Origin of the sequence: Streptomyces sp. NPDC048295, assembly GCF_040652135.1 — a bacterium.
GTDB lineage: Bacteria > Actinomycetota > Actinomycetes > Streptomycetales > Streptomycetaceae > Streptomyces.
On record NZ_JBEZLL010000034.1, the window covers coordinates 46,697 to 68,096 of the forward strand.

Sequence of the window (21,400 nt, forward strand, 5' to 3'; positions counted from 1 at the left end):
GTCCAGGACACCGCGAGATCTTGCGGGACACTACTGAGCCGGAACAGCCTCCCTCCTGCGGTGTGCCGGCTGCAGACGAAGCAGTGGCCCGACCGGCCGTGGGCCAGATCGGCTTGCCCCCTCAGGTGTCAACTCAGTGTGCCGCTATTGCTGTCGGCTTCGCGAGCGTGCAGCCTGTGGCCGAAAGGTTGAGCTTGTTGCCCGTCGTGAAGCAGGCAGGGATGCCGTAGGTCTCCTGGGCGTATCCGGTTCCCCGGCGGATGGTGACGGCGCCCTGCTCGTTCACCTCGCAGGGGTTGTCAAGGGTGCAGCTTCCGCCGCTCTCGTTGATGGTGTTGTTGATCGCCGTGACCTGCCCGGTCGTTGTGTCGATGACCGGGGAACCCGAGGTGCCCCCGATGACCTGGCATTCCGGGGTGTAGCGGACGGCGTCCTTCCATGTCCACTGGTCCTCCTTCAGACGGTACGCGAATCCGTCGACGGAGCAGGAGTAGACGCGCTTCCAGTAGCCGGAGACCACGTCGATCGCGTGACCCTGCACCGGGTGGGTCGCGGACAGTGTCAACGGCGCGATTCCCGTGGACTGTTGTATCTGGGCGTAGGTCTTGGTCAGTTGGTAGAGAGTGACGTCCGTGTCGGTCATCGTCGCGTAGACGACTTTGTTCGCCTTGAGTGTCCCGGCGGTACCGGCCGAGGCGTTGAGCAGCGTGAAGCTGCGGGTGGAGGACTGGTTGGTGATGACCTGACCTGCGCTCGGGAGGCCGGTTTCGAGACAATGGCCGTTCGTCATGACCAGTCCGGGGTCCGTCGCCTGCGAGTTGGGCATGCGGATCAGGGAGCCTGAGCAGTTGCTGAGCGCCACGGTGCCGGCGAAGGAGGAGGCTGTCACCGAGGCGGGCGTACCGACAGGGCGCACGGCGGCCGTCGCGGCAGTGGGGGTCGCCCCGCTCACCTGGTTGGGTGCTGCGGTTGCCGTGCCCGTTGCGCCTGTCAAGGCGGCGGCGCCGAGGGCAACGGCGGTGAGGGTGGCGAGGAGAGGCTTGCGCATGGTGATGGTCGGTCCTCTCTGTTCGGTCCGGGAGTCCGGTGACCCCTGGGCGGTGAAGGGTGGCCATATTGTCGGCGTACAGCCAAGTCCTCCGCTACCTCGCAGCTCTTTCCTGGCTCCTTTCGCCCCCTTGACGACTACCGCACCGGGACTGTCTTTCCTGGCCATGCGCACACGGCAGAAAACGGCCTGGGCGGACGGGATGTGTGCGAAGAACGCCCGGGAGGCCCGTAGGACGCGGGAGAACGAGGAGCCGCGCACGGCCGGCCGCCACGCCCCGTCGGCAGCGGGGCGACGACCGAAGCACGCCGGGATGAGCTGGACTCGACCGATCCGGGGTGGTACCCGGCATGGGGTACCGGGTGGCGGCGCTGCTGCCTCCTCGTCCGGAACCGCACCCAGGCGAAGAACGCCCCACTGGCGATGTCGTCAGGGCGAAGACCTCGGACGCCGGGTGAACGCGCAGTGGCACGGGCGGGAACAGCTCCTGCCCGGACAGCAATGCCCATGGGAGAACGCTCCCGGGATCGATGCGGCAGGAGGAGAAGCAGCGGCCGGTGAAGCGGACTCAGGACGACATATGGACCCTCTGCCCGGTATCCGCACAGCAGTACCAGGCACGCGAAGTGCACCTGGGAGCGCCCCGAAAACCATCGAACACCTGGAGGGATCAGCGGAGGGTACGGCGAGCCCGTCGGGCCGTCAGAACGGGGCTGAGGGGTACGGTGGTCGGGCTCGGCATATGGCTCGACAACATACGGAAGGGCGCCGACGGGCTCGCCGAACAGCGGCGTGCGGACCTGGATGCGCTCGGGATGCGCTGGTGGACGAGGAGTCGGCGAGGACAATTTCAAGCCGCGCGCAATCGCCGCCCCGGTCCCCGAGCGGGGCCGCTCCGACCCCCTGCCCTCACGTGCGGCGCAGGGAACTTCGGTGAGGGTCTGGACAAGCCGGCGCCAGGTGACGGTGCAACCCGGGCCGAGGCTGTCGGCCCTCCAACGCTCCTTCGGTCCCGGCCCGGGCAACAACCCCGCTCACCAAGAGGAACACCAAGTGGAACACCACTACTGACTGGCCTTTCGCAGGATCGATGCGGGCCCCACGAGCGCCGTGAGTGGACGTCTCCTCTCGGCGACGCCACGCGCGGCGCTCGCGAGTTGGCGGCTGCGTGTCCCGGCTGGATTGCCGGATCAGCCGATCAGGGTGCCCTTCAGCCAGGGGCTGATCACGGCCATCGCCTCACCGAAGCGAGAGATGGCGCAGTGGCCGGTGTCCGGGATCAGTTCGACCCGGGTGTCCCGTCGACCCTCGAACACCAGGGTGTCGTCCAGTGGGACGTGGACGTCCTCGGTGCCGTTGACCACCAGCATCGGCCCATTGACGTTCTGGTCCAGCAGCGGGCGCAGGTCGAAGGCCGCGAAGGCCTCCTCGCGCTCGGCCGTGCTCGGCATGGCGTCGAAGCCGAGGGCGTTGCCGACGATGCCGTCCATGCCGAAGGCGAAGCCGCGGCCCGGAGCGAAGGAACGCTCCACCGGGCCGCCGAGCACCACAGAGGCGTCCACCGCGCCGGTCAGTCCGGTCCGGGCGGAGTAGTAACCGCCCATCGAGATGCCGAAGTGGCCGACCTTTCCGTTGCCGATCCTGCGGGCGAAGGAGACCAGCCCGGCAATCACCTCGGCCCCACCGTCCGGCGTCATCGGCAGGTGGTCGGTCTCGCCGGTGCCGACGATGTCGAACAGCAGCAGCCGTACCGGCAGTGCGAGCGCGAGCTGCTCCCACATCCCGTGCAGGTCGGTCTTCCAGGAGTCCACCCCGCCGCTGGCCAGCACGACCGGTGCGTCGGCGGGCAGGCCGGGGGCGGCTATCAAGTGGACCGGCAGGGTGGCCTCGCCGCCGCGGTACGGGACGGTGAGCGTGCGGCGCTCGAACTCCACCGGGAAGCCGGGGGCGGCGAGGGCGTACTGCTCGACCTGGTGGGCGAGCGCGGTGCGCTTCGGTTCGTCGGCCAGTGAGGGGAACTTGGCCCAGCCGTACGCCTGCGCGGCCAGGCGGTGGCGCCCGGCCTCGGCGTGCCGGGCGGCAAGGGCGGACCACTCGTACACCCAGCTGCCGGGCCGGTCGGGCCACATCTCGGTGACGGCTGCGCGAACCGCGTCCACCTCGTCGGCGGGGAGACCGAGGGTCATCTGCGGGTAGCGCTCGACGAACAGGTCCTGAGGGTCCAGGGGCCAGGTGAAAGACATGGTGATGCCTCCTGCTGCACTTAAAGCCGGAACTCTTGCATTAGTGACTATGCGCCGGGGCGGCTCTTAATGCAAGCCATCCTGCGTTAAGGTGGTGGTCGAGGTGATCAACACATGACCGAGGAAGAACCGGAGCCGATCCGCCGCCGCCCTGGCGGCCGCGCCGCGCGCGTCCGCCAAGCCGTTCTGGCAGCCGCCATGGAGGTGCTGGCCGAGGAGGGCATCGCCCGGCTCAGCATCGCCGAGGTCGCGGCCCGCGCCGGGGTCAACGAGACCACGGTGTACCGGCGTTGGGGCAGTCGGGAGAAGCTCGTACTGGATGCCATGCTGGTCGGCAGCGACGAGGGCATCCCCGTCCCCGACACCGGAGCCGTCCGCACCGACCTGGCCGCCTTCGCCCGCGCACTGGCCGAGTACCTGGCCACCCCGACCGGCCGCTCCGTTGCCCGGGAGGCCTCGCTCAGTTCCCAGGACCCGGACCTCGCCGCGGCTTGGCAGACCTTCTGGCAGTCCCGCCTCGATCAGGCCGGCACCATCGTCAGCCGCGCCGTCGAACGCGGGGAACTCCCGGCCGACACGGACGCGGCCCTGGCGCTGGAACTGCTCTGCTCCCCACTCCAGACCCGCTCTCTGCTCGGCCACCGCCCGATCGAGCCGGACCTGCCGGAACGCTTGACGGACTTGGTGCTGGACGGGCTGAGGGAGAGGAAGTAGGGCTACCCCCAGAGATGGCGCCTCCCGGCCCGATCGGTGGCAGCCGCAGCCGCAGAGACGCGACCGCCGCCCGGCGGCCCGGCAACGCCACTGCCGCGTCCTGCCGTGAGACCTGTTCGTTGCAGCGGCGGCCTCACAGGCCGTGCGGGCGCAGTCGGCTCCCCGCCCGTGGGCGTGGCTGCCGCACCATGCGATGAAGCGGGGTTCGTCGAGCACGGTCCCGGGTTCGTGGATGCCGACGGCTTCGAGGACGACGAGGTCGTGGTCGTAGCAGGCGGTTCCGAGGTTTTCGTCGTCGCCGTGGCTGTACGAGGCCGCCCATGCTGCGCGGCTGCTGCACCGTCCGCATCCCCGCCCGCGCCGCGCACCCGTATCAGCCGTTCCTCGCCCAGTACCCTCGCGAGCCCGCCGTGCGAGCCCTCCACAACACCTTCGCCCGAAGCCCGCACTGCTCTTCCGAGTGAGGGCTTCCGCTCAGTAGGTACTACGCACTCAGGTGTTCAGCAGCCGGTTGAAGAACGACCGGTAGCGTTGCAGAGCGACACGCAGCTCCTCGGTCGGCACTTCCTCGCCGCGCTGCCACTGCCCCTCAAGCCCTTGCTTGTGGTCGGAGAAGGTCCGGGCGAGTGCCTGCATCACTTCCGCGACCAGGGTGTCGGCAGCGCTGACCGCTTCTCTGGGGTCATCCACGAAGTCGCCCTGTATCCGCTGCCACCGGCTACGGAACGCATCCTGTTCGTCACCGAGAAGAGGCTCATTCCCGTCCACGCCTGTGGCGGCCGCATCGGGCGCCGGTGCGTGCTGTGTCTCGCGCTCGCCGCCCGGAAGGGGGCTGGGGTCGGCCGTCGTGGCTTCGCCCGGAAAGGTCGGTGGAGCTTCGGTCCGGGCCTCGCGGGCACCCGGAGTCGGGGCGGCCCCACCGCGTAGATCGTCAGTGGACAGTTTGCCTGCATCGGACCCGAGCGGGTCCGAGTGTCCCGTCGCCATTGCGCTTCCTCCATCCGCTACTCCCGCGGCCGCCCGCCGTTGTGAAGCAGTTCGTCGAACAGAGTCCGATAGTGGACCATCGCGCCCCGTAGCTCTTCCGTGGTCGCCTGGTGACGGCTGCTGCGGTCGCTGACCTCATGGGCGGTGCGGTAGCTCTGCAGAGTGCGGCCGTGCTCGACCGACAGATCACTGGCCTGCTGCTCGAACCCCTTGGTCGGATAGCCTCGCTCGCTCATCAGCGCGGTCACGAGCCGGTCGGCTTCGTGGACCGCGTCGTCGGGGTGGTCGACGAACCGCTCCTGCGCCTGACTCCAGCCCTGGGCGTACTTCTCCCGGTCCGCCGCCGGGAGAGGCTTGATCTCCAGAGCGTCATGACGCTGTTCCCGCTCCCGCAGTTCGTGTTCCGCGGCCGGGCGGCTCTGCTTCTCCTCCACGAGCCGCTCGTACTCCGGGCCGAACTGCTTCTTCAGATGGCGTCTGCGCGCGATCTGCCATGCCACGAGTGCGCACAGCAGCAAGACGACCACTACCGCGACAATGATCGCTATGAGAGTTCCGGTCGACATTGCTCCTCCGCTCGCCGATTGCCGAGAATCGAGGAATTGCCGGAGATGCAATGCCCCGTCACCATCTCCAGCGGAAACCGGCAATGGGTCAGGCCGACTGACCACCGGTGGCCACGAGCGACTGCACAGTCGTTCTTCCGGTCGCTCCATCGTCGGGAGACCGTGATCGCCCGCGCCCCGGGCCCGGATCGAACGGCAGCGGCACACTCCATCCCGTTCTCGTGTGTGCTCCTCTTCAACTGTGTCCCCCGCGAGCCGGCGCGGCAACTGCCGACGGTCCGTCGTGATCGCGCTTGAGCGTCCCGGTGCGCCTGCCGCGTCCGGACGTGGGGTACTGCGCTTTCAGGTACTCCGCACGGGAAGTTCCGGGCGGCATGGGTGATACGAGCGCCCGGCCGGCACCGGGGCGGGCCGACCAGCAGAGGCCTGGGCCGTCCGCCATTCCCTCGGCCTCCCCGGCATACTCGGCGAGCAGAGGCAGGCCCTCCCGCGCTCCGGGTGGCCCCGTCGAGCACGGGTTCCGGCTCATCCACCGGGCTCCGTGGGGCTGGCGGGGGCGCACGCGCAGCGGAGAGCCCGGGGCCGGAGGATCAGCCCGAGCGAAGGCCCGTCAGTACGAGATCGTTGTCGTTGAACGCGAGCCGGAGTCGAGAGCCGTTGCACTTGGCCTCGCCTTTCCCCAACTCGCCCCGGCACCGAAGCAACTTCGAGATCTCGTTCGGGATGTCTGCCGGTACGTCCAGGATCTTCAGATAACTGGACAGGCCCTCGGCAGAGATGTCAACGGTCCCGTTCTCATAGGTCCAGGTTCCGGACATCAAGTTCATCGACGACCGTACCGTCTCTGTGCCGTCCCCGATCGTCACCGTGCCCGAGCCGCCGTCCCTGTTTGCCGTCCAGCCCCAGGTTCCGACGGCGAACGCCTTCAGCGCCTGGGCTCTCAGGCCCCCGCCTGTGCCATTGCCGCTGCATGCGGACACGACTACGGCTCCGGCCCCGACCGCGAGGTAGCGCAGCAGGTTGCGCCGCCCCACAACGCACGCCAATGGCCGAACAGACATCCCATCTCCCCCGTCCCCGACAACAGTGGCCCGAGCGTGGCTCATCGCGTGCCCACCAGCAAGCCCCGGATCCGGACGGCACAGCCGGCCGGCAGCGCCCCGCCCGGGCGGGTCGACTTCGGGAAGCAGTCGGCCGATCGCGTCTGCGACGGGGGGGAACGCGGTACGGCGTGCTGTCGGCGGACGGGTGGGGTTCGGATCCCGTATGCCGTGAGATGGTTCCCCGGGCACGGGCGACATCGGGCAGCCGGTACGCATTCGCGCGGCTGATGCTTCTGCGGCGCGACCAATCCGTACGGGTTGTGGCCTCGGATTACGCAGCGAGATTCCGGCCTGTCGCGCCTTTGGGAGGACCCTTGTGAAGGAAGCAGTACATATCGGCAGAAATCCATCGACCGAACCTGATCTGCAGAAGCTGCTGCATGAGGTGGCGCTGGGCGATCAGGAGGTTTTCGCCGCGCTCTACGACGCGGTGGCCGACTCCGTGCTCGGTGTCGTCCGCGCCGTGCTGCGTGACCATGCGCAGTCGGAGGAAGTGGCCCAGGACGTGCTGGTGGAAGTGTGGCGCACTGCCCCGCGCTACCGTCCCGAGCGTGGTACGGCGATCAACTGGATCCTCACTCTGGCTCACCGGCGTGCGGTGGACCGGGTCCGCTCGGTGGAAGCCGCGGCGGCGCGCGACACGAAGGCCGCGCTGCTGGAGCGGGCGCCGGAGTACGACCAGGTGGCCGAGCAGGTGGAAACCAGGCTGGAGCAGGAGCAGGTGCGGCGCTGTCTGCGCACGCTGACCGAGTTGCAGCGGCAGTCGGTCACTCTGGCGTATTACCGCGGCCTGACCTACCGGCAGGTCGCCGAGTCGCTCGCGCTGCCGCTGGGCACGGTGAAGACCCGGTTGCGCGACGGTCTCATTCGGCTCCGTGACTGCCTGGGGGTGACCGCATGACCGCCGTCGATGTGCACAGCATGACAGGCGCGTACGCGCTGCACGCGCTGCCGGACGGCGAACGCGTCGCCTTTGAGCGGCACCTGGCGCAGTGTGAGGGGTGCGAACAGGAAGTCGCGGAGTTCTCGGCCACTGCGGCCCGACTGGCCCTGGCCTCCACCGTGGCGGCTCGCCCGGCGCTGCGGGAGCACGTCCTGCACCGCATCGCCACCGTGCGCCAGGTGCCGCCTGGTGACGCGCCGCTGGAGCGGGTCCGCCTCGGAGTGCCGCGCGGACGGGCCGTCACCCGGTGGGCCCTGGCTGTCTGTGTGGCTGCCGCGGGCGTGTTCGGGGGTACGGCGTGGTGGCAGTACGAACGCGCTCAGGACGCCCGGCAGCAGGGGGCGCGGATGGAACGACACGCCGAAGACATCGCCGGGGTACTGGCCGCGCCCGACGCCAGATCGCGTTCGACGCGGGTGGCCGGCGGGACGGGCACGCTGGTGGTCTCCGCCGACCGCGACCAGGCCGTTCTCGTGGTGTCCCGGATGACGGAGCCGCCCGACGGAAAGGTGTACCAGCTGTGGTTCGCCGACGGAGGGCGGATGCGCTCCGCCGGCCTCATGGACCTCGGCCGCACCGGCCAGGCCGTACTGATGCAAGGGGCGGTCGACGGCGCATCGGGGGTCGGCATCACCGTGGAGCCGGCCGGTGGTTCCCCGCAGCCGACTTCGGCACCGATCGCCCTGCTGGACATGCCGGCTGTGACGACGAGGGCGTGAGGTGGGGAGGGGCCCGTCTTGCGGTGGGTACCTTGCTCATCCTCGACCACGCGGTGGTCTGGGGAAGAACCCGCTGGTTCGTGCCACATAGGCGGGCCAGCCCGGCCGCGTTGCCATGTGCCGCTCCAACAGCCGCTTCCCGCTGCCCTTGATCAGCAGCAGACCCATGGCCAGCGGGGAGAGGACCGACGCGGCAGCGGGCTGCCATCCCGCGTCGCAGGCGACCAGGAACAGTCCCCACCAGACGCAGAAGTCACCGAAGTAGTTGGGGTGCCGGGTGTAGCGCCAGAGCCCGCGGTCCATGATCCGGCCGCGGTGGGCAGGGTCGGCTTTGAACCGTGCCAGCTGGGCATCCCCGACGGTCTCGAAGAACAGCCCGACGGCCCACACGCCCGTTCCTGCCCAGGCCAGGGCCGACAAAGGAGCGGGCGTGTACTGGGCGGCCTGTACGGGCAGCGACACCAGCCAGACCAGGGATCCCAGGAGCAGATAGATCATCCGCAGGGCGTAGAGATTCCGGTTCCCGGACGCGCGGGCCGTCATCGCCTCGTAGCGCGGGTCCTCACCGTGGCCGCTTCCCCGGCGGGCGATGTGGGCTGCGAGCCGTAGCCCCCATACGACGGTGAGGCCGGTCACCAGCACGCGTCTTGCCGGATCGCCGTGGCCGGCCGAGAGGACGAAGGTCACCAGGGCCACCGCGACGAAGGCCGCTCCCCAGGCGACGTCGACGACCCGGTGCATCCCCTGGGCGAGGGCCACGGCGAAGGTGCTGAGCATGACGGCCAGAGCGGTGGCCGCGGCCCAGCCGAGGTTGGCGGCGAAGGCGCTCCAGGCGAAGGCGTTCACCGAACTGTCAGCTTCTGGTACCAGTCGGCTGTGTGCGCCTGTGTCAGACCGCTGTCGCCCAGGGGTGTCGGGCGGACGGCTAGCAGCTGGTCGACGCCCATCCGGCGCTCCTCGAAGGCCAGGGCCCCGCCGATCAGGTACAGCCGCCACACCCGGGCGGTCTCCTCGCCGGCCAGCCGTACGAAGTCGTCCCAGCGCTCCTCCAGCGTGCGGTGCCAGGCGTTGATGGTGCGCACATAGTGCTCGCGCATCGACTCCACCGAGCGCACTTCCAGGCCGGCAGCCTCCAGCAGGCCCACGGTCTCGCCCAGGGGGCGCATGTGCATGTCCGGGGCGATGTACGCCTCGATGAACGCCCCGCCGCCGGGCGCCTTCGCTCCGCGGGACATCTGCTGGACCAGGACCCGCCCCTGCGGCCGGACCATCCGGTACAGGGCGGCGGCGAAGGCCGGGTACTCGGCGTCCCCCACATGTTCGCCCATCTCGACGGTGGCGACGGCGTCGTAGGGACCTCCGGTGATGTCCCGGTAGTCCTGGTTCACGACCTGGATCCGGTGCTCCAGCCCCCGCTCGCGTGCCTGTTCCTGTACGTGGATGGCCTGCTCGCGGGCCAGGGGGACGGCGGTGACCTGCGAGTCGTGCTGTTCGGCCGCGTACAGGGTGAGCGAGCCCCAGCCGCAGCCGATGTCCAGCAGCCGGGAGCCGGAGACGATGCCGAGCTTGCGGCAGATCAGTTCCAGTTTGGCCCGCTGTGCATCGGCGGGGCCGAGAGCGGGTTCGTCGCCGGGCCAGTAGCCGCAGGAATAGGCCATGGTCTCGTCGAGGAGGAGTCGGTAGAAGTCGTTGGACAGGTCGTAGTGGTGGCTGATCGCCGCATGGTCGCGGGCCTTGCTGTGCAGGCCGCCACGCAGCCTGGCCTGGCTGGCGGGAGCGGGCGGCCGCGGGCCGAGGACTCCGAGCCGTACGGCCGTACCGGCCGCGCGCGCCCAGTCGGACGACGACAGCTTGGGGGCGTGCAGGCCTCGCTCCCGTGCGGCGGTCCACATGGCGCGCAGCCCCTGCGCGAGGTCGCCCTCCACGTCGAGTTCGCCGGTGACGTAGGCCTGGGCCAGACCCGGTTCGCCGGGCTGCCACAGCAGACGGCGCAGTGCGCGCCGGGAACGCACGACGACCGCGGGGGCGTCGGCCGGGCCGGTCTCGCTGCCGTCCCAGGTACGCAGTCGCACCGGTAGGGGTCCGCCGAGTACCTCCTCGGCCAGTACGGCGAGCCGTTGTGCGGCATCGGGCGGGGCTGTGGTCATCGGGCGGGCTCCTTGGTGAGCAGGTAGTGCTGGACGTCGAGGTAGCCGGAACGGAATCCGGCCTCGGAGTAGGCCAGGTAGAAGGTCCACATACGGCGGAACGTCTCGTCGAAGCCGAGGGCAGCGATGCCGTCGGCACGTTCGGTGAACCGCTCCCGCCACAGGCGCAGCGTCTCGGCGTAGTGCGCGCCGAAGGCGTCGCGGGCAACGGTGGTCAGGGTGGTGTGGTCGCGGACGGCCTCGTCGATGGCCTGGACGGAGGGGATCATCCCGCCGGGGAAGATGTACTTCTGGATCCAGGTGTGGGTGTCGCGGGAGGCCGGCATTCGCTCGTGGGGCATGGTGATGGCCTGGAGCGCGGCCCGTCCGCCAGGCGCCAGACGCTCGTCGAGGACGCGGAAGTACACGGGCCAGAATTCCGCACCGACGGCTTCGATCATCTCGACGCTGACCACGGCGTCGTAGGTGCCGCGGGCCTCGCGGTAGTCGCACAGTTCGATCGACACACGGTCGGCGCATCCGGCCCGGCGTACGCGTTCCAGGGCGAGTTCACGCTGTTCCCGTGAGAGCGTGAGCGAGGTGACGGTCGCGCCGCGGGCGGCGGCCCGCAAGGCGAGTTCGCCCCAGCCCGTGCCGATCTCCAGCAGGCGGGTGCCTTCCCGGACGTGGGCCAGGTCGAGCAGACGGTCGACCTTTCGCTGCTGAGCGGCGGCCAGCAGGGGCCAGTGGGCGGGAAAGCCACGGAAGACGGCGGCGGAATAGGTGAGGGTCTCGTCCAGGAACAGTGCGAAGAGGTCATTGGACAGGTCGTAGTGACGGCTGATGTCGGTGCGCGACCCGTCGCGGGTGTTGCGCTGCGTACCCGGCTGTTGCTGCGCCCACAGGGTGCGCAGCCGCTGCAACGGGGTGGGGATCAGGTCCGCCGCGTGCGCGGCCAGCACGGTGAGCGCGCCGACCAGGTCCGGGGCCTCCCACTCCCCCGCCATGTACGACTCGCCGAAGCCGATCAGACCACGGGTCCCGATGCGGGCGTGGAATGCCTTCGGATCACGCACCTCTATCAGCGGGCCGCCCAGACCGAGGGTGGCACCGCCGGCGAACCTCACGCGCAGGGGCAGTCGCCGCAGAGCAGGCCCCACAACGGCTGCGGTGACGGTCCGCGCAGGCCAGGACGCCCTCGGCACGGCGGCCACATCGGGCCAGCGGGCGGGGTCGGCCGGGGCGACTCGGTGGCCGACGATCCGATGGCGGGCGGCGGAACGGGGTTCAGCTGTGGTCATGACGCACTCTCCGGGTTGCGGCGGCCCGGGCGCGGCTGTACGGGCAGGCCCCGCAGATACAGGCGGATGCCGTGGAAGCGGATGGCGGCCGACACCGCCAGGGTGGACCAGGGGCGGCGCAGGGCCTGGCACAGCAACGCGGCTGCGGTGACCTCGCGCCGACTGCCGCGGACGGCAGCCGTGAACGGCGCGCCGCCGGGCCGGACCAGACGCACGGTCAGGTCGAGCCGCTCCCGCGGCAGTGGGAGACGCATGTGGTAGCGGCCGTCCACGGGGAAGAACGGCGAGACGTAGAACTCCTTGTCGACATGAGCGGTTCCGGCCCGATCGGGGTGCAGCAGGTAGGCGTGGCGCTCGCCATAGGTGTTGTGGACCTCGGCGACCACACAGCGCGGGGCGCCGTCGGGGTCGTGCTCCGCTGCGGCAGCCGTCTTCGTGGAACCCCCAGCCGTGGTAGGCGCCTGCGAACACGGTGACTGCCGTGTTCAGTTCGGGCAGCCTGTGCTGGGCGGCGACCGACTCGGTCGTGTACACGGGGTGTTCGTACGTCATACGCGCCATCACTCGGGCGGGGTCGACACGGTCCTGGCCGCCGAGGGTCACGATGTATGTCTGCGGCGCCTGGAGTCGCTGCAGCCGGTTCATGTCGTAGCTCACCCGCACCCGGTCCGCGCCGGCCCGGCAGGACGGCATCAGGTAGTTCCAGAAAGCGCGGGCCCCTCTCGCGCCGGGGAGCAGGGTGGTGTCGGTATGCAGCAGGGTTGTGTTGCGGGAGTAGCGGAACGTTCCGAGGACCTCCTTCTCGTCCGGGGTCGCGTCCCCGAGCAGCCGCAGTGCCTGGTCGGGGTGTGTGGCCACGACGACATGGTCGTAGGCGGCCGTGGTCCCGTCGTCCGTGGTCACGTCGATGCCGTCGGCGTGCCGGAACACGGCGCGTACGGGGGTGCCGGTGCGTATCCGATGCAGGCCCGCCGCGATCAGATCGACATAGCTGCGGGAGCCGCCGGTGACGGTCCGCCACACGGGTGCTCCGCTCACCGAGAGCATGCCGTGGTGGGCGAGGAACCGGAAGAGATGGACGGCGGGGTACCGCTGGGCTGTCTGTGCGTCGCAGGACCACACGGCCGACACCACCGGTGTCATGAAGTGGGCCCTGAAGTAGGGCGAGAAGCCCGCGTCGTCGAGGAAGCGGCCAAGGGTGAGGGTGGTGTCGGTCCCGCCCTGGTCCAGCAGGCGGCGGGCGGCCCGGTGGAAACGAGGCACCTCGGTGAGCATGCGCAGGTACGCCCCGCGCAGGGCGTTGCGCGGCTGGGCGAGCAGCCCGCGGGGTCCGCGGGCTCCGGCGTTTTGCAGGCCGCAGCCCTCGCACCGCACCGACATGCTCATCTCCGACTCCTGGGTGGCGACGCCGAGTTCACGGAAGAGCCGCAGCAGGTGCGGGTAGGCACGGCGGTTGTGCACGATGAACCCGGAGTCGACACGGTGCGTGCGCCCGTCGGCCGACGTCAGGTCGTGGGTGTGGGCGTGGCCGCCGAGCCTGCCGTCGGTCTCGTACAGGGTGACGTGATGTGCGCGGCCCAGGATGTACGCGGCGGTCAGTCCCGCCACTCCGCTGCCGATCACGGCAGTACGGCGCACGGTGGGCCGGTGGCTGCCCGACCGCGGCAGATTCCCGGCGCTGCGCTGACCAGATGGTCCGTGCATGGTTCCTTCCTTCCCGGCAGGCGGTGCGCAGGTGGCAGGGGCCCAGCCGCGGTCCGGGCGGTCGGGGCCCACAGGCGAGCGCCTGCCGGACCGGGTGGGGTCCGGCAGGCGCTGCGGGAGGTCACATCTTGGGCATCAGGACGGTGTCAATGATGTAGACGTTGGCATTGGCGGTCTTGACGTTGCCGCAGACCACCTTCGCGGAGTCGTTGACGGTGTAGGACTCGCCCGAGCCGGAGGTGGTGAGCTTGGACTGCTCCAGGGTGTCGAAGGCGCCCTTCTCCAGGTCCTTCGGGGCGAGCTTCTGGCCGACGACGTGGTAGGTGAGAATCTTCGTCAGCTCGGCCTTGTTGCTGAGGACCTTGTCCAGGGTCGCCTTCGGGATCTTGTCGAAGGCGTCGTTGGTGGGCGCGAACACGGTGATGTTCTGTGCGTTGTTGAGGGTGTCGACCAGACCGGCCTTCTTGACCGCGGTCACGAGCGTGGACAGCGCCGGGTTGTTGGAGGCGGCGGTGGCGACGGGAGCCTTGGCCATGCCGTCGAAGGAGCCGGCTCCGTTCTTCGGCACGGCTGAGCAGGCCGCGCCGAAGGGCTGGTCCATGCTGCTCGAGCCGTCCATGTCGTTGCTGCTCTTGGCAGCCGGAGCCGACGCCTTGTCGGGCGCGTCCGACTCGACGGAATCACTGCTGCCGGAGCAGGCGGTCAGGACCACCGGCAGAACAGCAGCAGCTACGAGGACGCCGAGGGTATGGCGGGTGGGGGTGTTCATCATGTTCTCCTGTTGAGATGGGCAGCAGGGTGCTGCGATCGAGGGACACGGAAAGCGGTTCGGGAGGGGCGGAACCCCTATGCGGTCGTCATGCGACGGTCACGACCACGGAGTGCCATCCACTGGCGCCGTCGGGGATGGTGCGGGTGCGTCTTCCTGTCTGCACCCGGCCTGTGCGGTCGGTGGCGCGCACGGTGAGGGTGTGGCCGCCCGGGGTGGCCTGCCAGGGGAATGACCACTGGCGCCAGGTGTCACGGGTGTCCTCGGCCGCCAGATGGGCTTCGTGCCAGGGCCCGTCGTCGATCCGGACCTCGACCTTGTCGATGCCGCGGTGCTGGGCCCAGGCGACCCCGGCAACCATCACCGTGCCTGCCCTGGGCCGGGCGAACGGCTTGGGGGTGTCGATACGCGACTCGGTCTTGACCGGGGCCCTGCGGGCCCAGCCGCGTCTGGCCCAGTACGGGTCGTAGGAATCGAAGGTGGTGAGCTCGATGTCCTGGATCCACTTGCAGGCCGACACGTACCCGTAGAGGCCGGGCACGACCATACGGACAGGGAAGCCGTGCTCGAAAGGCAGCGGCTCACCGTTCATGCCGATGGCGAGCAGCGCGTCGCGGCCGTCCATGACGTCCTCGACCGGGCTGCCGATCGTCATCCCGTCCACCGAACGGGACACCAACTGGTCGGCCGGGCCACCGCGGGAGGGAGGCTTCACCCCGCACTCGGCGAGCAGGTCCGCCAGCCGTACGCCGATCCAGCGGGCGTTGCCGGCATAGGGGCCACCTACCTCGTTCGACACGCAGGTCAAGGTGATGTCCCGCTCGATCAGCTCCCTGCGCAGCAGGTCGTCGAAGGAGTAGCCGGCCGGCCGACGCACCCCTTTGCCGTGGACACGCAGCCGCCAGGTGGTGACGTCGATCCTGGGCACCACGAGGGCGGTGTCCACTCGGTAGAAGTCGTTGTTCGGGGTGACGAAGGGGCTGATCCCGGCAATACGCAGCTCGGCCCGTTTCGGTACCGGTTGCGCCGGGGCCCCCGGCAGCGGCAGAACGACCCGCTCGCGCGAGGCAATGGCGTCGCGACCGCGCGAGCTGTTCAGCAACCGGCCGGCCACGCCGACGCCGGCGGACACGGCGGCTACCGAGACGGACGCCAGGACAAAGCCCCTGCGATCCCACTCCTCAGGCACAGCTGCGACAAGTTCCGCGCCATCGTTCCCGAGTTGACACTCTGTGGCACGTGACCGCCTCATCGCTGTCAGGAGGCCCACCAGAACGTAGAGGAGCAGTGCACCGGTCACGGCGCCCACGCCAGAGGGCACAGCGTCGGTGAGGCCGGACGAGTCGGGCCGGCTCAGGGCCGCCGCCGCTCCGAGCGCCCCGAAGAGAAGGACCCCGGCTGCTCCGACCCGTCGGCAGTGCATCGCGTACACGCCCAGGGCCAGGGCCAGCACACTGATCACAGCAAGAATCCCGAGCTGCAGAACCAGCTTGTCACCGGTACCGAAATGACGGATCGCCCAGTCCTTGACCGGGGCAGGCGTCGCGTCGATGGCCGCGCCTCCCACCACGACGACCGGGCTGGACTGCGGACGTACTACCGCCGCCACCAGTTCGGCCACCGCCAGCGACGCGAAGCCGGCCAGCACACCGCTCAGCGCGCCCAGCGCCAGACGCGGCCTACCGGGCCGCATCTGCGGATCCCACTTGTCATCCCTCACGCAGGGAATCCGGTTCCGCCGGCGTTGCGGATTGGTGACACCTACGATCAGGGGAAAGAAAGATGCCACACCAAGCCGGTGCCGATTCCGCTACGAATTACGAGGTTCGGGCCAAGCGCTGGTGTAACGACCATCACGACCGGAACAGTCCACGAGGGGCCGCCCGAACCACGCGGCCCCTTGCCGCCGCCCGGTGACAACCGCGCCGGCCGCCCAGTGTCCTGAGTCAGGAATTCTGTTCCGGTAGCGGGCGAGGCATTCGAGGATGCCGGTGCGGTCTTGGTCCGGACGTACGGCTTGGGGTCGGTGTTCCTTGCGGCGGTCCAGGTCCCGATGCCCTTCTCCAGGGCCTGGACAGTTCTGCGGACGCCGCGCCGTATCCGCTTGTTCGTCAGCTCGGCGAACCATCGCTCCAGAAGGTTGAGCCAGAACCACCGATAGGTGCGAGGCGCAAGGAACTGTGGGGTGCCGACGGCCAGGCCTTGGTCGTCGGGGCCTTGTGGGTGGCGTCGTTGTCCAGCACCAGATGTCGCCCACGAAGTGGGTCCCGGACAGCTGGACGAGCCCGTTTCCCTGCCCCAGGCGTGTCGTTGGCCTGATCGAGTGCCGTACTCGCAAGATTCGGCACCTGTTCAGCTCACGACAAGGGAGGACGCATGACGCGTATCCGGGTAACCGGCCGGACCAGGAAGCCAGGGAAGGCAGGTTCGGCCGTGGGCCTGCTCGCCGTGCTGGTCGGCACGCTCGTCGTTTCGGCCCCGTCGGCCGCGCAGGCCAACGACGACTACTGCGGATTCAAGGTGGTGGGCGACATCGAGAAGCGGTACATCGCGATGGACGGCTCCAAGGGATCGCTTGGCTGTCCACTCACGGAGGAGTTGGTCAACCCCGACGGGATCGGGCGTCGGACGCAGTTCAAGAACGGGACCATCTACTGGTCCCCTCGCAGCGGCGCGTGGCCTGTATGGGGAGCCATCGGCGACTACTGGTGCAACCACGGATGCGAGGCGGGGTGGATGGGCTACCCGACGTCCTACGAGTACACCGTCGGAAACGAGACCCGGCAGAACTTCCAGTGTGCCGTCGTCCACTGGCAGGCCCTGTCGGGCAACACCGCCAAGACCTCGAGCGACAACAAGTGCGTGTGACGCCCTGAAGCCGGACGGACCAGCTTTGGGGCTGGTAACCGGGCCGGGACACCGGGGCCGGGCCCGGAAGACGCAGGCCTCGTGGACCGCGTGCATGACGCGCCTGTGTCCCTTGCCGAGGGCGAAGACCGCGAACCTAGTCCAGTCCTCGCGCACGACGCCGTCGAACAGGGTGGTCTCGCCGGGAGGCAGGCAGGCTGTGGAGGGGGCCTTGTGGCGCTCGATCAGCGTCAAGGCCCCCTTTGCCCACCCGATGGAGAACTGGACCGGCCCGACAACTGCATGCGCAGGAGTCCTGCAGCCGGCACACGGAGCGGGGGCGCAGCATGGCCGGCCCCCGCTCCGTGGCCGCGTGCTACGTTCGCGTCATCGGACGACCGGGGGAACGTGGTGACGGAAGCAGGCAAGCCGCAGCCGGCATCGCGGGCACGGCTGCGGAGGCAGCCTCAGCAGGCACGCAGCCGGGCCCGGGTCGAGGCCGTCCTCGCCGCAGCCGACCGGATCCTGTCTCAGGAGGGTTACGAGGCGCTGACGATGCGGCGGATCGCCGAGGAGTCGGGCGCACCTGTCGGCAGCATCTACCAGTTCTACCCGGACAAGAGCGCCGTCGTGGACGCGCTGGGCCAGCGGTACCTCGATGCCTTCAAGGCCGCCATCGACGAACTCGTCGAGCGTTCCGTCGAGGGCGAACTGACCGACCCGGTCGGCATGATGGTCGGCGTCTACGCCGAGCTCTTCCGGTCCCAGTCGGGCGGCATGGTCCTGTGGGCCGGGCGGCACCTCAGTCCCGAGCTCGCACGGGCCGACGGGGCGAGCAACACACACATCGCCCAGGGCCTGCAGCGCATCGTGGAGCACCTGACCGGCGGGCCCGGCGGCCACCAAGCGCAACGGGCAACGCGGATGGTGGTGTGGGCCGCCAACGCCGTGTTGCACGAAGTGTTCAAGAGCGGCGGCGAGCCGGACTGGGAAACCGTGGACGAGCTCAAGCGGATGCTCAACGCCTACTGGGAGGACCTGCGCGGTCGGCTGACGGCCACGGGAGGGTGAACCGAGGCGTTCAGCAGCCCACCGGGCCACCGGCCCGGGCTGCCGGGCCGATCGCTACCACCGCTGACCAGCCCGGCCCCTGGCCGTCGTGACACGGGCAATCATCCCGGCCAGGCCCTGTCCGGCACGTCGCGCCGCCCGAGCCCAGCCACTGGAGGTCCCGCTGCCGGGGCCGGCTTCGGGGGCTCGCAGAGCCGGCCACCGAGGTCTGCCACCATCCGAGGATCTCCGCCGCGGGCCGTGATCTCGGCCTCGGCGCTCGCCCCAGGTCCCGGCCGGCGCTGCTGCTGCCCGAGCAGGGCCCCTCCCGCCTCCCCGCGGCCAGGTCGTGGACAGGTCCGACCCATAGAACGTGAACGAGAGTTCATGTTACGGTGCGGCCCACCCTGGACGGCGTGCCCCGGTCACGAACAGCCGCCCCCCAGGCTGCCGTTGGGGCGCGAAGAGCGGCCGTCGGCAGGATTTCCGGAGCCGTGCGCGGGCGGCCGAACCTGGGCGACTCGCGCATCACCAATGAAGGCAGGCGCCAGTGACGACGAGCCCCACCGATGCGACCCGACTCCCCCGGCTCCCGGCCGACTTCGTCTGGGGTGCCTCCACCGCCGCGTACCAGATCGAGGGCGCCGCCGACGAGGACGGCAAGGGCGCGTCCATCTGGGACACCTTCGTACGGCGCCCCGGGGCCGTACGCGACGGCCACACCGGCGACATCGCCTGCGACCACCGTCACAGGTTCGACGAGGACGTCACGCTGATGCGCCGACTCGGGCTCGACGCGTACCGCTTCTCGGTCTCCTGGCCACGCGTCCTGCCGACCGGCGCGGGCAAGGTAGAGCCGCGCGGACTGGACTTCTACGACCGCCTGGTCGACGCGCTGCTCGACGCCGGAATCGAGCCCACACCCACTCTGTTCCACTGGGACCTGCCGCAGGCCCTGGAGGACACGGGCGGATGGCTGAACCGAGAGACCGCCTACCGGTTCGCCGAGTACGCAGCCGTGGTCGCGGAGCGGCTGGGCGACCGGGTCAAGCGGTGGATCACCCTGAACGAGCCCTTCGTCCACATGTCTTTCGGCTACGGCTTCGGCGTCCACGCCCCAGGTCGCGCACTGATGCTGGACGCGCTGCCCGTCGCACATCACCAGTTGCTGGGGCATGGCCTCGCGACCGCGGCGCTGCGGGCCACCGTTCCCGGTGGGCAGATACTGATCGCCAACAACTGCACGCCCGTCCGTCTGCGCCCCGACGCCCAGCAGGACAAGGACGTGGCGGCGGCCTCCGCCTATGACGCCCTGCACAACCGGCTCTTCAACGACCCGCTGCTGCTGGGAAGCTATCCCGACCTGTCGGCCTACGGCATGAGTGACCCGGGCTGGGGCGGAGTGGTGCGCGATGGCGATCTCGCCACGATGGCCGCACCGCTGGACGGGCTGGGCATCAACTACTACAACCCCACCTGGGTCACCGCCCCGGCCGATCCTGCCGCCGCGCTGCCCTTCGACCTGAGCGAGCCCACGGAGCCGTACGAGCGAACCGCGTTCGACTGGCCGGTGGTCCCCGATGGGCTCACGGAGCTGCTCACCGACCTCAAGGCCCGCTACGGCAAAGCCCTTCCACCGGTGTGGATCACCGAGAACGGCTGCTCGCAGCCGGCCGGGCCGAACGACCAGGCGCGCATCGAATACCTCGCCGGACACATCACCGCGGTCGCCCGCGCGGTATCCCGCGGGGTGGACGTGCGCGGCTACTTCACCTGGTCGTTGCTCGACAACTTCGAGTGGGCCGAGGGCTATCACCAGCGCTTCGGTCTGGTCGAGGTCGACTTCACCACCCGACGTCGCACGCCCCGCGCGAGCTTCGAGTGGTATCGCGACCTGATCGCCTCCCAGCGGTCCTGAGCGACGGAGTCGCCATGTCCCACGCCCCCGCAGCGGACGACGCCGCCGTCTTCGCCGAGCCCACCCTCCCGGTCAGGGGCGGCTGGACAGTGGACCTCTCACTGGCCACGCTCGCCGTCTTCATGGCGTTCATGACCCCCATTCAGATCCTGCTGCCACTGCAGTTGGAGCACATCGACCCGCACGGCAAGAACGATGCGCTCTCGCTCGTCACCGGCCTCGGCGCGCTCGTCGCGGTGCTTGCCAACCCACTCGCCGGCGCATGGTCGGACCGCACCACGAGCCGGTTCGGCCGCCGCCGGCCCTGGATTCTCGGCGGCGCACTCGCCGGGGCAGCGGGGTTGTCGCTCACTGCCACCCAGCACACCGTGGCCGGGGTCGCCGTCGGCTGGTGCCTCGCGCAGGCAGGCCTGAACGCGATGCTGGCCGGGGTCACCACCCCGATCGCCGACCGTGTACCGCTCACCCAACGCGCTCAGGTCTCCGGCTGGACCGGACTCATGCAGTCCTTCGGCCTCGTCCTAGGCGCGCTGATCACCACATTGCTGATCACCGGTGTCCGCTCCGGCTACGGCATCCTCGCCGTGCTCACCGTCGCACTCGCCCTCCCCTTCGTGCTGCGCCACTCCGAGCCGCCCCTGCCCCGGGCACTGCGTCCCGCCTTCGACGCCCGCGCCTTCGCCCGGTCGCTCTGGGTGAGTCCCCGGCAGCACCCCGACTTCGGCTGGGCCTGGCTCACCCGATTCCTGATCAACCTCGGCAACGCCCTCGGCACCCTCTACCTGTTCTACTTCCTCTCCGACGCCGTCCACTACGGCGACCCCGGCACCGGCGTACTGATCCTCACGGTGATCTACACCCTCTGCGCCGCACTCACGGCCATCCCCGCCGGCGTCCTGTCCGACCGCGTTGGACGCCGCAAGGTCTTCGTCGTCCTCTGTTCGCTGGTCATGGCCGCAGCGGCAGTGCTGCTCGCCCTGGTCCACACCTGGTCGTCCGCCATCGCCGCCGCGGCCGTCCTCGGCGCGGGTTACGGCATCTACCTCGCCGTCGACCAGGCCCTGGTCACCCAAGTCCTGCCCGAGGCCGCCGACCGCGCCAAGGACCTCGGCGTCATCAACATCGCCAACTCCGGCCCGCAGGTCCTCGCCCCCGCCCTCGCCTCGCCGATCATCACCCACCTCGACGGCTACACCGGCCTCTACACCGCTGCGGCCCTGGTCATCCTCATCGGCGGTCTCCTCGTCAACCGCATCCGCAGCGTGACCTAAGGATGGCCGGACGGGCGGACACGCCCGTCCGGGCCACCCGACTCTCAACACCCGACACTCGACACTCGATCGCCCCTCAACCAACCACATT

17 protein-coding genes and 2 pseudogenes are annotated in these 21,400 nt (G+C 69.8%); 7 read left to right on the plus strand and 12 right to left on the minus strand.

Features of this window, described 5'->3' with window-relative positions; all coding sequences use genetic code 11:
• Positions 1-133: 133 nt before the first annotated feature.
• Both AB0D53_RS35850 and AB0D53_RS35855 read right to left on the minus strand, forming a co-directional pair.
• Positions 134-1,048 (minus strand): serine protease, encoded by a 915-nt coding sequence (locus AB0D53_RS35850; RefSeq protein ID WP_362453516.1) that lies wholly within the window; start codon positions 1,046-1,048, stop codon positions 134-136.
• A 1,190-nt stretch (positions 1,049-2,238) separates the two neighbouring features.
• The gene (locus AB0D53_RS35855; RefSeq protein ID WP_362453517.1) at positions 2,239-3,291 is read right to left on the minus strand and encodes an alpha/beta hydrolase; all 1,053 of its coding nucleotides are present in this window, start codon (positions 3,289-3,291) and stop codon (positions 2,239-2,241) included.
• Positions 3,292-3,405: 114 nt separating this feature from the next.
• On the opposite strand from AB0D53_RS35855, the gene AB0D53_RS35860 reads away from it, so the two are divergent.
• Positions 3,406-4,005 carry a TetR/AcrR family transcriptional regulator gene (locus AB0D53_RS35860; RefSeq protein WP_362453519.1) on the plus strand — a complete coding sequence of 200 codons (600 nt, stop codon included), beginning with the start codon at positions 3,406-3,408 and terminating at the stop codon, positions 4,003-4,005.
• Between the two features lie 492 nt (positions 4,006-4,497).
• On the opposite strand, the gene AB0D53_RS35865 is transcribed toward AB0D53_RS35860, so the two are convergent.
• The 3 genes from AB0D53_RS35865 to AB0D53_RS35875 form a co-directional block, all read right to left on the minus strand.
• Complete coding sequence (locus AB0D53_RS35865; RefSeq protein ID WP_362453520.1) at positions 4,498-4,695, minus strand: hypothetical protein; 198 nt, start codon at positions 4,693-4,695, stop codon at positions 4,498-4,500.
• Positions 4,696-5,009: 314 nt separating this feature from the next.
• A complete protein-coding gene (locus tag AB0D53_RS35870; protein ID WP_362453522.1) occupies positions 5,010-5,558 on the minus strand; it encodes a hypothetical protein in 549 nt (182 codons plus the stop codon).
• A gap of 590 nt (positions 5,559-6,148) precedes the next feature.
• A complete protein-coding gene (locus tag AB0D53_RS35875) occupies positions 6,149-6,619 on the minus strand; it encodes a hypothetical protein (protein WP_362453523.1) in 471 nt (156 codons plus the stop codon).
• A gap of 358 nt (positions 6,620-6,977) precedes the next feature.
• Between AB0D53_RS35875 and AB0D53_RS35880 the strand changes: the two genes are divergently transcribed.
• Both AB0D53_RS35880 and AB0D53_RS35885 read left to right on the plus strand, forming a co-directional pair.
• Positions 6,978-7,562: a sigma-70 family RNA polymerase sigma factor gene (locus AB0D53_RS35880; RefSeq protein ID WP_362453524.1), complete on the plus strand. Its 585-nt coding sequence runs from the start codon at positions 6,978-6,980 to the stop codon at positions 7,560-7,562.
• Positions 7,559-8,323 (plus strand): anti-sigma factor, encoded by a 765-nt coding sequence (locus tag AB0D53_RS35885; protein WP_362453526.1) that lies wholly within the window; start codon positions 7,559-7,561, stop codon positions 8,321-8,323. Before AB0D53_RS35880 ends, AB0D53_RS35885 begins: the two co-directional genes overlap by 4 nt.
• 36 nt (positions 8,324-8,359) lie before the next feature.
• On the opposite strand, the gene AB0D53_RS35890 is transcribed toward AB0D53_RS35885, so the two are convergent.
• The 7 genes and pseudogenes from AB0D53_RS35890 to AB0D53_RS35920 form a co-directional block, all read right to left on the minus strand.
• Positions 8,360-9,169 (minus strand): DUF1295 domain-containing protein, encoded by an 810-nt coding sequence (locus AB0D53_RS35890; protein ID WP_362453528.1) that lies wholly within the window; start codon positions 9,167-9,169, stop codon positions 8,360-8,362.
• On the minus strand, positions 9,166-10,470 hold the full coding sequence (locus AB0D53_RS35895; protein WP_362453529.1) for a cyclopropane-fatty-acyl-phospholipid synthase family protein: 1,305 nt from the start codon (positions 10,468-10,470) through the stop codon (positions 9,166-9,168). The genes AB0D53_RS35890 and AB0D53_RS35895 overlap by 4 nt, the downstream gene beginning before the upstream one ends.
• Entirely contained in the window at positions 10,467-11,750 is a 1,284-nt protein-coding gene (locus tag AB0D53_RS35900) for a cyclopropane-fatty-acyl-phospholipid synthase family protein (protein WP_362453555.1), read from the minus strand. Before AB0D53_RS35900 ends, AB0D53_RS35895 begins: the two co-directional genes overlap by 4 nt.
• Positions 11,747-12,163 (minus strand): annotated as a pseudogene (locus AB0D53_RS35905) (DUF1365 family protein); the annotation flags it as partial. The pseudogene AB0D53_RS35905 and the gene AB0D53_RS35900, both read right to left, overlap by 4 nt.
• Before the next feature lies 1 nt (position 12,164).
• Positions 12,165-13,388, minus strand: a pseudogene (locus AB0D53_RS35910) (FAD-dependent oxidoreductase); the annotation flags it as partial.
• 187 nt (positions 13,389-13,575) lie between these two features.
• Complete coding sequence (locus tag AB0D53_RS35915; protein ID WP_362453531.1) at positions 13,576-14,223, minus strand: fasciclin domain-containing protein; 648 nt, start codon at positions 14,221-14,223, stop codon at positions 13,576-13,578.
• An 88-nt stretch (positions 14,224-14,311) separates the two neighbouring features.
• Positions 14,312-15,916: a molybdopterin-dependent oxidoreductase gene (locus AB0D53_RS35920; RefSeq protein ID WP_362453557.1), complete on the minus strand. Its 1,605-nt coding sequence runs from the start codon at positions 15,914-15,916 to the stop codon at positions 14,312-14,314.
• Between the two features lie 683 nt (positions 15,917-16,599).
• On the opposite strand from AB0D53_RS35920, the gene AB0D53_RS35925 reads away from it, so the two are divergent.
• The 4 genes from AB0D53_RS35925 (at position 16,600) to AB0D53_RS35940 (ending at position 21,309) form a co-directional block, all read left to right on the plus strand.
• Positions 16,600-17,091 carry a hypothetical protein gene (locus tag AB0D53_RS35925; protein ID WP_362453532.1) on the plus strand — a complete coding sequence of 164 codons (492 nt, stop codon included), beginning with the start codon at positions 16,600-16,602 and terminating at the stop codon, positions 17,089-17,091.
• Positions 17,092-17,478: 387 nt separating this feature from the next.
• Positions 17,479-18,141, plus strand: a complete 663-nt coding sequence (locus tag AB0D53_RS35930; RefSeq protein ID WP_362453534.1) for a TetR/AcrR family transcriptional regulator — start codon at positions 17,479-17,481, stop codon at positions 18,139-18,141.
• A 529-nt stretch (positions 18,142-18,670) separates the two neighbouring features.
• On the plus strand, positions 18,671-20,038 hold the full coding sequence (locus AB0D53_RS35935; RefSeq protein ID WP_362453535.1) for a GH1 family beta-glucosidase: 1,368 nt from the start codon (positions 18,671-18,673) through the stop codon (positions 20,036-20,038).
• A 14-nt stretch (positions 20,039-20,052) separates the two neighbouring features.
• Positions 20,053-21,309, plus strand: coding sequence for an MFS transporter (locus AB0D53_RS35940; protein WP_362453536.1), 1,257 nt, complete (start codon positions 20,053-20,055; stop codon positions 21,307-21,309).
• The last annotated feature ends 91 nt before the right edge of the window (positions 21,310-21,400 follow it).